This is a genomic window from Neptunomonas japonica JAMM 1380, from assembly GCF_016592555.1.
Taxonomy (GTDB): Bacteria; Pseudomonadota; Gammaproteobacteria; order Pseudomonadales; family Balneatricaceae; genus Neptunomonas; species Neptunomonas japonica_A.
The window spans coordinates 2,576,516-2,590,582 of the sequence record NZ_AP014546.1 but is presented as its reverse complement, the minus strand read 5'-3'; the positions used below and the strand labels follow the sequence as shown (position 1 = coordinate 2,590,582).

Here is a 14,067-nt window from a genome sequence, read left to right as displayed (position 1 = left end):
TTTCAAAGAAGGCCTTATGTTTATTAAAAGCCTTCTAAAACAATTTTCCCGATAGTTTTACCACTTTCAAGGTCGGCATGAGCGCGCTTTAGGTTATCGGCACTAATGGTGCCGTAGTGTTGGCCCATGGTGGTTTTTATTTCGCCGGCATCAATTAAGTCAGCGACCTTGTTGAGTAATTCGCCTTGTTTCGCCATATCATCAGTAGCGAACATAGAGCGGGTGTACATAAATTCCCAATGCAATGAAACTGACTTCATTTTTAACAAAGAGATATCCAGCGGCGTGCTTGGGTCATCAATTAAGGCAAATTTACCTTGGGGGGCTATGACTTTTGCAATTTCACTAAAGTGCTTCTCAGTGGCGTTTAAGCCAATAACATGAGAGACATGGGTGATACCAATGCGCTCTAGCTCTTCACTTAATGGTTGGCGGTGATCAATGACATGATCTGCCCCTAGACCGGTGACCCATTTCTGACTTTCTTCGCGAGATGCGGTACCAATAATAAGTGCGTTAGTTAGCTTAGATGCGAGCTGTACTAAAATAGAACCCACGCCACCGGCTGCACCAATGACTAAAATTTGTTGAGTATGACGCGTATCTGCTGATGTGTTTTGCTGGATCTGTAAGCGATCAAACAACAGCTCCCACGCAGTGATGGTTGTCAGCGGAAAAGCGGCGGCTTGTGCATCAGAGACAGATTTTGGTTTATGGCCAACAATACGCTCATCTACTAAATGGTACTCAGCGTTAGTGCCAGGGCGTGTAAGGTCTCCGGCGTACCATACTTTGTCACCTTTTTTATAAATAGAAACGGCATCGCCCACTTCAACAACTTCACCGACAGCATCCCAACCGAGGACTTTGTGTTCGCCGTTTTCAGGTTGTGCCCGCCTTCTTACTTTTGCATCAACGGGATTCACGGAGATTGCCGCTATCTTTACTAGTAGGTCATGACCTGTTGGAGAGGGTGTGCTTTGTTCAAATTCAATGAGTGAATTGTCTTGTGTAATGTCTAGCGAGTTTAGGTAGCCAATTGCTTTCATCGTGTCTCTCCAAGAATGTTATGGAGCTATTGTGTGATAATCGAAGAGAACTAAAAACAGGGTAGTTCTATAATGACTTTCAATAAATAATTGATAATAAGCTTGGCTAATTTCACGATCTTTATCGTGATTAAGATGAAAAACTATTCTAATGATGACGGTGGTATTCGACAGTTTCCTTCGCATTGTTCAGCACTTTGGCGTTTAAACCTCCACTTGGCAAACCTCTGATAAACAATCTCGAGAGGTTTTTCTAACATCAATACTCGTATTATTTTGGCTAAATAATGGTAGTAGTTCAGGTTATCCCAGATTAATAAAAAAGCGGCGACGCCTGATATTTGTGTACCTGATGCGTCAATGCCGTGTAGGCGTGCCATCGCGGTTGTATATTCAATGCCATATGCCGCTAAGCGATCAGTATTCGTTGTGAGGTCTAGCCACTCGACTTTTTGTTTGTAATCGAGGCGTTGGTAGTGGTTAATTTCCTTGCTACACAGAGGGCAACTACCATCATAAAAAATAATCGGTTTTACCGGCGTAATTGAAGTCATGTAAGTTTATCTGCGTTCATTAATTTAAGAACTCGGCACGTGTACGCTCATTACTTTTAAAAATACCGCCTAACGCGGTTGTTTCTGTTTTTGAGTTAACATCCATGACTCCACGAGATTTAACACAGTAGTGTGTTGCATTAATAGAGATAGCAACGTTGTTGGTTTCTAGCAGTGTTTGTAGAGCAACTAGAATCTGTTGAGTCAGGCGTTCTTGGACTTGTGGACGCTGACTAAAAAAGCGTACTAAGCGATTGATCTTTGATAGACCAATAATTTTTTTGTTAGGAATGTAAGCGACTTTTGCTGTGCCATCGATAGTGACGAAATGATGTTCGCATGAGCTAAGCACACTAATATCACGCACCTTGATCATCTCTTCTACACCCATTTTATTATCGATCATGGCTATATCAGGGAAGTTCTTGTAATCGAGACCGGAAAAAACCTCATAAACGTACATCTTGGCAATACGGTGCGGTGTTTCTTGTAGGCTGTCGTCCTCCAAGTTAAGACCCAAGGTACTGAGCACTTCTGTCATTAGCCCTTTAATTCGCTCGTAGCGTTGCTCTTGAGGCATACGATTGTCGATAGTCGGTGTCTCTAGCCCTTTTTCAATGAGTTGATTGCGGACTGCCATTGCTTCAGAGGAAATCATAATTTTATCCTTTAGGCCGGTAAATAACGGTGCGGTTATAATGCACTTATCCGGCTATTACGTAATAAAGATGCTTTTAGATGACTATAACGGTGTTTTTTAGAAAAGGTATGGCTGAGGTTTAGATGAGTGCTAGAGACGTTCTAGTTGAAGAATAATCTGTTCTGCCAGTTTATTAGCGCTTAACCATGCCCCTTCGATATCCCCTGATTCAAGCCAATCTCCACATGCACCTATCATACTATCGCCATCCCACAGATAGCCTGAGTCCACGTGGTGCTCGAAGTGTTGAGTGATATGTCGAGAGTATAACCAGCGATGTACGCGCTCTGCTGTGATGACTGGTTGTGTATTGAAGTCGCGGTTTAGCACAGGAAAAAAGGCTTTTCGGAGCTGCTCTGCAACATGTTTTGGATCGCTTTCACGATTAAGTGCACTCCATTCTGGTGTTGCTTCTATAGCCCAGGTGGTGCTGTTATCTTTGCTTATTCTACCGGGCTTAGCACTGTCTTTTATGCAGCGTAATAATAGGGGATGCTGGCCTTGAATTAGCTCTACAGTTATAGGTAGGGGAGAGCTTACCTGTATTACAAGCACCCAGCTTGTAGTGGGTGTTGCGGTCTCTGTATGACGCTCAAAGCGTGGTAGCGCTTCCAGTAGTGGTGCTGCTTGCTTTGCAGGTGTTGCTACTATTGCAGCATCGTAATGGCCAAGAGCTTTACCGTGCTCATCACGTAGTAGCACTTTGTTTTGTTTTTCTTCATATGGTTCTTCACTACGCTCGGGCCAGAGATAGCCTACTCGGATGGAAGTATAAAGGTTTGCGCCTTGTATCAGCTCACGAGTAAGAGAGCTTTGCCTCGGCATGGCAATAAAGTGTGTCTGGCTTTTGCAATGCTTACCATTAAAGCAATGGGTGTTTGGCCTCCATACGCTAACATTGGGGTGCTGTGTTAGCCATTGGCGAAATGTGTCAGAAGCAGGGCTGAGGAGCGGTGCGCCTAAATCTGCGCTGTTATCGCCTAAGCGGCAACTCGCCAGTCGTCCACCTGTGCCTCTGCTTTTCTCATATATGCTTACCTCATATCCAGCGCTAAGCAGTTTATTTGCCAATGTCGACCCTGCTATGCCAGCGCCAATAATTGCTACATGTTTATTGCTTTTATCCATGAGACACCAGAGTAATAATTTTGCGCAGAGTGATTATTTATAACGTCATACGCTGATAACCGTGCTTCAGATCACAATATCTAAGCTTACTTATTGGCTTTTTTGTTAACTCGGTTGGTATAGCTATCAAGGCGAGTAGTTTTTTAGCCGTTAGCAGTTTTTTTAATGCATGTAACTAAGTTATTGTTACTAAGCTCTTGTTATGAAATCGTTGCTATAAAAATGCAAAGGGGAAAATACTATGGATATGGATTTAAGCTTAAATCAAACCCGTGTCATTGGTTGTTTGATCGAGAAAGAGATAACAACACCGGATCAATACCCTCTGTCATTGAATTCGTTAACGGCGGCGTGTAATCAAAAGAGTAACCGAGAGCCTGTGATGACGCTTAGTGAGTCTGATGTTCAAGAGATTTTAGATGAGTTAACAAAAAAGCGGCTTATTAAAGAAGAGGTTGGTTTTGGAAGTCGAGTTGTAAAGTATAAGCATCGGTTCTGCAATACTGAGTTTAGTGAGCTTCAATTGAGTGAGCAGGCTCTAGGTATCATCTGCACATTGTTTTTGCGGGGTTATCAAACACCGGGTGAGCTGCGTACTCGTACTAATCGATTATGTACGTTTGCTGATGTTCATGAAACAGAAAGCGTATTACAGTATTTAAGTGAAGCAGAAAATGGCTCATATGTAGTGCGTTTGCCGCGCGAACCCGGTAAGCGAGAATCTCGCTATGCGCACCAATTTAGTGGAGAAATTGATACTTCAGATATTGTTTCTTCAGACTCTATGTCATCCAGCGAAAATGTATTGCCTACAGCTAGCCGTGCCCATGACATTGGTAAAGTTGCAATGCTAGAGCAGCGCGTCACACAGCTAGAGCAGGAATTAGCATCATTAAAAGCGCAGTTTGAAGAGTGGTCATCATGAGTTTGGACGCTATGTAATAGTGACTGATGGCTAACGCTTATTTTGTCATATGTTATTAGTCATTGCGCACACTAAATCCTTTATCAATGGACGCTTTAAAATTACTGAGTTTACGTCTCATTTTTTAAAAACTGAACTATGCTTTGGATATTAGCAAGTGTTGATACAAACTACTCAGAAGAGAGTGAAAGAATTCACTGATTTCATTCAATCTATGGCTAATACTTTTACGATGTTTTGCTGAATCGCAGTATGCGCAACAAAGAAAATAGCTTTGATTTAGCGTCGGATGGGAAATGGGCCTTCATTCATGAAAAATTTATACACCTGTGCAGTATGTATCACATTACTAGGTTCTCACGTAGCGCAAGCCAATGACGAGTCTGATAGTTTTGAGCTTAGTTTACAGGAGCTACTTCAAGTGGAAGTGACTTCTGTTTCAAAACAGCCCCAATCGTTATCCAAGGCTCCCGCTGCTATTTATGTTATTACCAGTGATGATATAAGGCGTTCAGGTGCCACGTCGATTCCTCAAGCGCTACGCGATGTTCCTGGATTACATGTTGCGCAACTAGACTCACAAAAATGGGCTATCGGTAGTCGTGGATTTAACGGACGGTACAATAATAAGTTACTGGTGATGATGGATGGACGAACCTTGTATTCGCCAGAGTTCTCAGGTGTTTACTGGGAAGTTCAGGATACCTTGATGGCTGATATTGAGCGTATTGAGGTTATTCGCGGGCCCGGTGCTGCTATGTGGGGTGCCAATGCCGTCAACGGTGTTATCAATATCATCACTAAGCACAGTGCTGATACACAAGGTGGTTATGCTGAAATTGGCGCAGGGGATTACGAGCAAGGCTTCGCTAGTGTTCGATTTGGCGGCAAGTTAGATGAAGGGGCGACTATTCGCGGTTATATTAAAGGCTTTAAGAGAGATTCGCTTACCTTTAATGACCAAGATATGTTGGGTCCTCAGCGAATAATGATGACGGGTGTCAGTTCCGATAATGACTGGGAAAACATTCAGGGAGGAGGACGCGTAGACATACCATTAGGAGGCGCTGCTTCGCTTACTGTTAGCGCCGATGCTTATCGCAGCCGGTTACAGCAAACTTTTTTCATACCAATAGTCAGCGCACCTTTTTATGGTGAGTATTATAATGATAGGTTTGATGCGAATGGTTGGAACTTATTAGCTAAATTTACAGAAGCCTTATCAGCTACCTCTGAATACAGTATTCAAGCTTATTATGATCATGCTCGCCGTGATGAAAGCTTATTTGGTTTTACCACGGGCACTGCTGATATAGATTTTCAATACCAGTTTAAAGCTGATGAAAATCACAATATTATTTGGGGACTTGGTTACCGGCATATACGTGATGACATTAGTGCTGCATCAGTTATCTCTTCTGCATCTGGTTTTGATACATCTACAGATCTTTGGAGTGCTTTTATGCGTGATGAAATCACGCTATCCGAGGATTCTCTTTGGTTAACCCTTGCGGCGCGTGTTGAACACAACAGTTATACAGGTGTTGAAGTTCAGCCTAACCTGCGTTTGCTATATAAAGTGGATGAAGTTAATACGCTTTGGACATCTGTGGCTTATTCGGTAAGAACACCCTCCCGTGCAGAGAACAACTTATTGATTAATGCTGTTAATATACCGCCAAATGTAAGCGTGGCACCATCTATGCCAGCGGCACCTTTTTTGACAAAAATAATAGTGATAGGAAATGACGACTACGCTTCTGAAGAGTTGATGACTTATGAAATAGGCTACCGGTACACGCCATCTAGTGTCTTTTCGATTGATAGTTCATTATTTTATAATAGTTACGATGCTCTACGCTCAGTTACTATCGGTGCACCTGATATAAGCACTCTCCCAAGTGGATTTATTACACAGCGAAATTTTTTCTCAAATGATGATTATGGGCATAGTTATGGAATGGAAGTCTCTGCCCAATGGTTAGTCGCAAACGATTTTAAAATGAAGCTTAACTATAGCTTCTTTGAAGGTAGTTTTAGTGAGAGCCTCACCCAGAATACATATGCCCCAAAGCATATTATATCTTTAAATGCAGACTGGTCTCTTAATAAACATATTGATATGAATGCAACATTGCGACATACCAGTGACGTGTTAGGGCTGTCTCCCTTTACCTTTTCAGATAATACTATTGGCGGCCATCAAGGAGTAGATGTGGGTGTAAACTGGCGTCCCGCCTCTGGTGTTACTGTATCCTTGTTTGGTAAGAACTTGTTAGGTGGCTCTTACGTAGAGTATGAGGCAGAGCAGTTCCATATACCTTATCGGGTTGAACCTTCATATTATGGCAAATTGTCAGTTTCATTTTGATAGAGATGAATGATGATTTTTAACATAATGCGTAAGAGTTCTCTTAAGTTATTTATAATATTAGGGATATCTATTCATCTTTCCTTTAGTGCTGTGCTTGGTGCACCGAGCGCTGATGTTTATCCGTTAAAAGCGGCGTTAGTTTATAATTTTGCAAAATTCACAGTATGGCCAGAAAGTGTTGTTAAAAAAACGGTGGATATTTGTTATTTTAACGAACTCTATACGTCGAGCATGGAGAGACTTTCTGGTAAGAAAATATCTCAATATTTTGTTTCTATAAAACAAATTGAAAATATTGACGATGTGGATCAGTGTCATCTTGTCTATATTGATAAATCTAAGCGTGAAATATTAAATCGGCTATTTATAAAAGTGAAAGATAAACCTATTTTGACAGTATCTGATATTTCAGGATTTTATGATGAAGGTGGCATGATAGAGATAAAAGTCACAGATAATCGTTTGAGGTTTCTTATTAATTTAGCCCCAGTAAATAAGTCAAATATAGTGCTTAGCTCTCAAATGTTGAAGTTGGCTGTAGAGGTTAAGCGTTAATGAGTGTTTTTAAGTCTCTAAAAATAAGACTTTTGCTGTCGATGATATTTCTTGTTGTTCTAGTCATTGCAGTGATTTTATGGGCCGTTATAAGTAACCAAACTCAAGCAGCAAAAGATCAGGCCGAAAGCGAGCTTATATCTATTAGTGAAATGGTTGCAGAAAACATAGTCGCTGCCTTATTGTTTTCAGATCCAATTTCGGCAAAAAATACATTAAACTCATTAAAAGCAAAGCCAGATATTTATAATGCCATAATTTATGATATCAATGGAGATGTTTTTTCAGAGTATAGCTTTTCAGAACTCCATTCAAATATTAATAAGCATGAAATAGTTAGTGTTGAAAATATCAATAAAGGCGAGGTCAGCAGTGATGTAAATGGACTGCATGCGTATATGCCAATATACAGCGAAAATGAAGTGATAGGTTTGGTTTATATTGCCGATAATTTAATGACGTTTCAGCGGCGCATAAATAATTTATATTATTGGGTTTATTTTACAAGTGCTTTGGCGCTTGCCGTTAGCTTTATGATTATACTTTTTTTACAAAGAATTTTTACTAAGCCTTTAAATGAACTTCTATTTACAATACAAAATATTGCAGATAAAAAAGATTATACAAGACGTGCACCAGCGAGCTCAACAACAGAGTTTGAAGTATTAGGTCGTAATTTTAATTATATGCTGGATGAGATATACCAAAGAGATAAGCAGTTAGAGTCTATCAATACAGAGTTAGAGCTTCGTGTTGAGTCACGAACTAAAGAATTAGCGACGGCTTTAAATCTTGCTAATGAAGGTAATCGAGCCAAATCTGAATTTTTAGCCGTTATGAGTCATGAAGTGAGAACACCGTTGAATGGAATTATAGGATTTTCAGAGCTTTTGAAAATGCAAAAATTCGATAAAGACATATCAGAAAAAATAAAGTACTTGAATATATCTGCGCACTCGTTGATGTCATTGCTTAATGAAATATTAGATTTTTCTAAACTTGATGCTAATAAAGTAGAGATAGAAAATAGTGAGTTTTGTTTAACTTCGCTTCTTACAGCAGTTGTTGAGTCACAGGCTCCTATGGCGAGTAAAAAAGGGGTAGCTGTTGAGCTAAATATGCCGGAAATAGCTAAAGGTTCATATTTGGGCGATTCGATACGTATTAGGCAAGTTTTAAGCAACATAATAGGTAATGCGGTTAAATTTACAGATGTAGGAAAGGTAGTAATTACTGTTTCTCAGTTCTGCACTCAGTCCGAAGCGTTGCTTAAATTTACGATTAAGGATACTGGTGTTGGAATATCGCCTAAATATTTAGAAAATATTTTTTCACCGTTTGTCCAAGCAGATAGCACTATTACAAGAAAATATGGTGGGACAGGGCTTGGACTCGCTATCTGTAAGCAATTAATTGAACTCATGAATGGGCAGTATGGCGTGCAGAGCGTTGTTGGGTTAGGTAGTGAATTTTGGTTTTCCATTCCATTAACTAAAGTAAACGCGGATATTGAGTTTTTAAATGTTAATGAGATTGATAAAGCAGGCTCTCATAGGAAAGGTAAAATATTAATCGCTGAAGATAATGAAATTAACCAAATGGTAATTAAAAATTTATTAATATCCTTTGGGCACACATGTAATGTCGTATCGAATGGTATGCAGGTGATTTCTGAAGCAACAGTTAAAAAGTATGATTTGATTTTTATGGACTATCATATGCCTGAAGCTGATGGTGTTGAAGCAACGGAAAGAATTCGCCAATTAGGGCATGAGTCGATTAACTTTGACACTCCCATTATCGCGCTGACTGCTGATATTCAGCCTAAGGTTAGTAAGATTTTTCGCCGTGCTGGGGCTAATGATATTTTGATAAAACCTTTTACGCGTGAAAAATTAGAGTTGTGCCTAAATAAGTGGATGGATAATGAGCCAAGGCTATTAGAGGAAGAGGTCGCTAGCGATACTTTGAAAATAGTTAACTTTGGTGTTTTAGAAGATATATCTAACATCTCACCTGATGACTCTATTGTTCATCAGATAATTTCGTTGTTTTTTGATAAAACTCCTGAGCTAATGGAAAATATTAAGAAGTCTATCAATGAAAACGATGCAGAGTCTTTATTTCTTTTTTCTCATTCTCTTAAATCAAGTGCCGCAAATATTGGCGCAGAGAGCTTATCTGGTATAGCAAAAAGATTAGAGCATTTAGGGCGAGAAAACCTCGTTCATGAAGCGAGTGAATTAACGCCACTGCTATACGACTGTTTTGAAAAAACATCAGATACCCTAAATGGATTGCTAAAGGACTCTTCAGTATGAGTAAGTCAGATATGTCGTATACCGTGCTTATTGTTGATGATGATCCGGGTATCCGCCTGTTAATGAAATATGCATTACAGGATGAAGATCTAACAATATTTGAAGCAGATAGTGGTGATAAAGCACTACAAGTGTTTCAGGAAGTATCGCCTGATATAGTTTTGCTTGATGTTTCTATGCCAGGAATGACAGGCTTCGAGTGTTGTAAGCAGCTGAGACGTTCTGCTATGGGCGCTCAATGTGCCATAGTCATGGTGACAGCTCTAGATAAGCCTCAAGATATTGAAACGGCCTTTGAAGTTGGTGCAACTGACTTTATGACAAAGCCTTTAAAGTGGCCTTTGTTCAACCATCGAGTGCGATACATTCTTAAAGCGAATAAAACGCTTTTGGCGTTGAGCCGTAATCAGTCTAAGTTATCAAAAGCTCAATCTATTGCTCGTTTAGGGTATTGGGAGTGGGATTTTAAATCGCCTTTCATTGAATGCTCCACAGAGTTGTTCTCTATGTTAGGTATTAAAAAAATAGATGAAGCAGTGATGTATCGCTCTGTTTTAAGGTGTATCCACCCAGAGGATCGTCGAATATTTAGTGCAGCATTTCGACAAGCGCTACATGAAAACCAGTCTTACGATATTGAATATCGAGTGATTCGCGCTGATGGCGAAGTTATTATTTTTCATGATCGCACTGACATAATAGAAGAATACGGGCACAAGCGAATCATTGGGACTTTGCACGATATTACTTCTCAAAAGAATACTGAGCGAGAAATATCATATTATGCGTACTACGATACGCTCACAAAGCTACCTAATCGACGTTTATTTCTTGATCAGTTCGAAGGTGCACTATCGACGGCGAAGCGCCGTAATGAAAAAGTATCCTTGTTATTTATCGATCTAGATCATTTTAAAAATATTAATGATAGCTATGGCCACCATGTGGGAGATCAAGTTTTAACGCAAACCGCGAGCCGAATAAAAAGCTCAGTTCGTATATCCGATGTTCTTACTATTGGCCTTGACGGCTCAGAAAACAAAGTTGCTCGTTTAGCGGGGGATGAGTTTACCGTATTACTCTGCGAAGTTAATGATGTTGATAATGCTGTGACCATTGCCCAACGGGTACTGGATTCATTGTCTCAGCCCTTTATTCTGGATAGTCATACTATTTATATCACGGCAACAATTGGTATTGCGCTGTATCCTGACGATAGTGATAACGTTCAAGAGCTACTACAAAATGCTGATGTTGCTATGTACCATGCGAAAGAAAATGGACGCAATAATTATCAATTCTTTTCAGAAGAGTTAAATGTCTACCATAAAAATCGGCTTTCCATAGAAAACGATTTACGATCTGCCATCTTGAATGATGAACTCGTGATTTACTATCAACCTCAGTTCAACGCTGAGCTGAATGAAATTATTGGTTTTGAAGCACTGCTTCGGTGGGAGCACCCTATTAAAGGTCTGCTGTCTCCTGATCAATTTATAAATATTGCAGAAGCTTCAGGCCTAATAGTGCCTATAGGTGCTTGGGTATTAGAGCAAGCCTGTAAGCAAGCGTACGAGTGGTCGCAAAGAGGTACTAAACCTTACCGTATGGCTGTTAATTTATCAGCGCTTCAATTTAATCATAAGAACCTTTCTGAGCAAGTTCTCCATGCGCTTGAGGTTTCTGGACTTAACCCTTCTTTGCTTGAATTAGAGATCACTGAATCGGCTATCATCCAAAATATTAATGAGACACTAGCGCTATTAGTTTCTCTAAAAGGTTTGGGGATTAATCTGGCCATTGATGATTTTGGTACTGGCTATTCTTCTTTGAGCTACCTTAAGAATTTTCCTATAGATACGCTCAAAGTGGATAAGTCGTTTATTGATGAGATAGTCACTAACAAAAAAGACGCGGCTATTGCGCAGACTATTCTGCAATTAGCGGATAACCTTGGATTGTTAAGTGTGGCCGAAGGGGTCGAAACTAAAGAGCAAGTGGCAGGTTTAACTGAAATGGGATGTACACAGTTCCAAGGGTTCTATTTTAGTAAACCACTACCGGTTGAGCTAGTTGATATGCTGATCGACTAACTAAAAGAAATAAGCTTTATAGTTAGGGAGGTGTAACCACCTCCCTTTCTTATTCCTATAAGTACTCTGCAAACTGCGCATTTTTTTAGTCGTGTTAATCTGCGCTACATCTTTCAAGCCTATAGTGTTAAATAATTATTGTTTTTCGCGTTGTATTTACACGCTTACCCATTTTTAACGAGGAGTCATCATGTCAAATCTGACCTTTAAGTACCTTGATAAAGCACTCTCCCAAGTGAGGGAGTTAGGCTTGATGCCTGAAAAAGTAGACGAAGCCCCTGTGGTGGCTCTTATTGAGCGTCTATCTGATATTGATGAGACTAAAACCTTGGCTATTGCCCGGACATTGACTCAAGCCTCTGTTTTTAATGAGATTGTACGTGAGCAAGTGTCACAGATGAAAATTGGTCAGCGTTACGCTGAAATTACAGAGTCTTTTAATAGTATTCGTGATGATGCTAAAAAGATGGTTGAGCAAGTTGAAGATGGCAAAGTAGATACGTTCGAACGTGCCAGCAACGTATGGATGAAAGTCACACGTGGTGATATTGCTAGCCGTTTTGACAAGATCAAAGATACTTATCTAGAAGTAGCGCGTGACTCTAAAGACCAAATAGAGCGTGAGCATGTGATTTTAAATGCATACCAAGACTTTCGTGGTGCGATTAAAGAGTCAGAAATTTATGCGCTTGACCTGTTAAAGCAAACAGAAGCGTTGTGGAATACACAGAAAGACGCGCTAAAGCAAGCAGGTGACAAGGTGCAGCAGTTTGTAGGTGATGACCTTGCTGAGCGTGCAAAACTTGAGTTAGCCCGTGACGAAAGTATGCGTAGTTTACAGTTTGCAGAAGATCGTTATCAGGTAGCTAAAGACCTATCGGATAATCTCACGGTTAGCTACAACACATCTGAAGTTATCATGATGCGCTTAATGCAAACCAACAGTGCTAAGGATCGTGTCTACAAGCAGTCGATTACCTTTTTTGGCACTAATGAGTCGGTGTTTACCGCATTAACGGCCTCGTATACTGGCATGTTTGGTTTGCACGAAAGCACAGAAACACTTAATGCAATGAAAGATGGTGTGTCAAAAAGCTTGGAAGACTTGGCTTCTATTGGCGGTAAAGTACAAGAAGCTGCTATTAAAGCCGGTTACGGCCCAACGATTCGTGCTGAATCAGTGAAAAAGTTAGTTGAGTCTGTTGTTAATTTTCAGGAGCGCTCGCAAGAAATTATTGAAGAGATGCGTGTTTTGTCCACAAAAAATGCGGAAGAAATTCGCGAATCAGTTGAAGATGGCAAACAGCGTTTAGCACGAGTCATTCAGCGCGGCGGTTCCTTACCATTGCCTGATTTTTCTCAAGCGAAGTAAGTTGATCTGTTGTTACGTAGTATTAAGATGCGTTCAAAAGTGGTGAGTAATTGAATGGATAGTATGAATGCGGCCAGTGCTTCTACTGATCAGGTTGAAGTACCCAGAGCAAAGCTTGAAGATATTATGGTGGCGATGGATGTAGTGGACACACTACGGCATCGCCAAGGTATGGTTGAGCGGGAGCTTGGCACGGATGCGCGACGTGAGCAATTACTGGAGCGTTTACGTGAAATCTATGCTGAGCAAGGTATGGATGTTCCCGATCATATTTTGGAAGAGGGCATTAAAGCGCTGGATGAAGACCGCTTTAAGTACTATCCGTCCAAGAAGAATTTCTCTACTACGCTGGCTCATCTTTATGTAAGCCGTAAAACATGGGGTAAGCCTGTGGCTGCAGTCCTGCTGCTCGGGACGTTGGCTTATGCTGGAAATTACTTTCTAAATGAGAGACCTCAGCAGCAAGCACTTGAGGCATTACCGAGCACTTTGCAACAAACTTACAATGAGATACAAGCGATTGCCAAGAATCCTCAAGTGATTGTCCAGGCGCAAGAGCTTAAGGGGTCTGCTAGTGCTGCTTTAGCTAATAGTAAAACTAAAGTGGCTAAATCGTTATTAAGTGATATGGAAAACATGCTGATCCAGTTAAGGCTCAGTTACAAAATAAGAATTGTCTCACGCCCTGGAGAGCAATCTGGCGTTTGGCGTATCCCCGATGTTAACTCCAATGCACGTAACTATTACTTGATTGTAGAAGCGATTGGCCGGGCTAATAATGTGCTGACCTTGCCGGTGATAAATGAAGAGTCTGGTAAACGCAATGATGTGGATAAATGGGGGATACGGGTTGATTATCGAACCTTTAACTCCGTGGCTGCAGATAAGCGTGATGATGGGATTATTCAGAAGAATATAGTGGGCGATAAACCTGCCGGTTACTTGAAACCCCAATATAAAATTGCCACCAGCGGTGCCACTATTACGCAGTGGTAA

At 40.6% G+C, this 14,067-nt stretch carries 11 protein-coding genes; 7 read left to right on the top strand and 4 right to left on the bottom strand.

The genetic code is table 11. The annotated features are described in order from the left end of the window. Window positions 1-23: 23 nt before the first annotated feature. From NEJAP_RS12100 to NEJAP_RS12085, 4 genes are all read right to left on the bottom strand, one after another. Window positions 24-1,049, bottom strand: a complete 1,026-nt coding sequence (locus NEJAP_RS12100) for a zinc-binding alcohol dehydrogenase family protein (protein ID WP_201347484.1) — start codon at window positions 1,047-1,049, stop codon at window positions 24-26. Window positions 1,050-1,192: 143 nt separating this feature from the next. Then, window positions 1,193-1,603, bottom strand: a complete 411-nt coding sequence (locus NEJAP_RS12095) for a thiol-disulfide oxidoreductase DCC family protein (RefSeq protein ID WP_201347483.1) — start codon at window positions 1,601-1,603, stop codon at window positions 1,193-1,195. A 19-nt stretch (window positions 1,604-1,622) separates the two neighbouring features. Next, complete coding sequence (folE, locus tag NEJAP_RS12090; RefSeq protein WP_201347482.1) at window positions 1,623-2,261, bottom strand: GTP cyclohydrolase I FolE; 639 nt, start codon at window positions 2,259-2,261, stop codon at window positions 1,623-1,625. 132 nt (window positions 2,262-2,393) lie between these two features. Next, window positions 2,394-3,431 (bottom strand): NAD(P)/FAD-dependent oxidoreductase, encoded by a 1,038-nt coding sequence (locus tag NEJAP_RS12085; protein WP_201347481.1) that lies wholly within the window; start codon window positions 3,429-3,431, stop codon window positions 2,394-2,396. A 241-nt stretch (window positions 3,432-3,672) separates the two neighbouring features. On the opposite strand from NEJAP_RS12085, the gene NEJAP_RS12080 reads away from it, so the two are divergent. From NEJAP_RS12080 to NEJAP_RS12050, 7 genes are all read left to right on the top strand, one after another. Next, a complete protein-coding gene (locus NEJAP_RS12080; RefSeq protein ID WP_201347480.1) occupies window positions 3,673-4,356 on the top strand; it encodes a YceH family protein in 684 nt (227 codons plus the stop codon). 310 nt (window positions 4,357-4,666) lie between these two features. Beyond that, window positions 4,667-6,727 (top strand): TonB-dependent receptor plug domain-containing protein, encoded by a 2,061-nt coding sequence (locus tag NEJAP_RS12075; protein WP_201347479.1) that lies wholly within the window; start codon window positions 4,667-4,669, stop codon window positions 6,725-6,727. Window positions 6,728-6,739: 12 nt separating this feature from the next. Next, window positions 6,740-7,285, top strand: a complete 546-nt coding sequence (locus NEJAP_RS12070) for a YfiR family protein (protein ID WP_236590916.1) — start codon at window positions 6,740-6,742, stop codon at window positions 7,283-7,285. After that, window positions 7,285-9,606, top strand: a complete 2,322-nt coding sequence (locus tag NEJAP_RS12065) for an ATP-binding protein (protein ID WP_201347477.1) — start codon at window positions 7,285-7,287, stop codon at window positions 9,604-9,606. Before NEJAP_RS12070 ends, NEJAP_RS12065 begins: the two co-directional genes overlap by 1 nt. Beyond that, complete coding sequence (locus NEJAP_RS12060; RefSeq protein ID WP_201347476.1) at window positions 9,603-11,699, top strand: EAL domain-containing protein; 2,097 nt, start codon at window positions 9,603-9,605, stop codon at window positions 11,697-11,699. The genes NEJAP_RS12065 and NEJAP_RS12060 overlap by 4 nt, the downstream gene beginning before the upstream one ends. A gap of 190 nt (window positions 11,700-11,889) precedes the next feature. Next, entirely contained in the window at window positions 11,890-13,071 is a 1,182-nt protein-coding gene (locus NEJAP_RS12055; protein ID WP_201347475.1) for a hypothetical protein, read from the top strand. A 54-nt stretch (window positions 13,072-13,125) separates the two neighbouring features. Then, a complete protein-coding gene (locus NEJAP_RS12050; protein ID WP_201347474.1) occupies window positions 13,126-14,067 on the top strand; it encodes a DUF6384 family protein in 942 nt (313 codons plus the stop codon).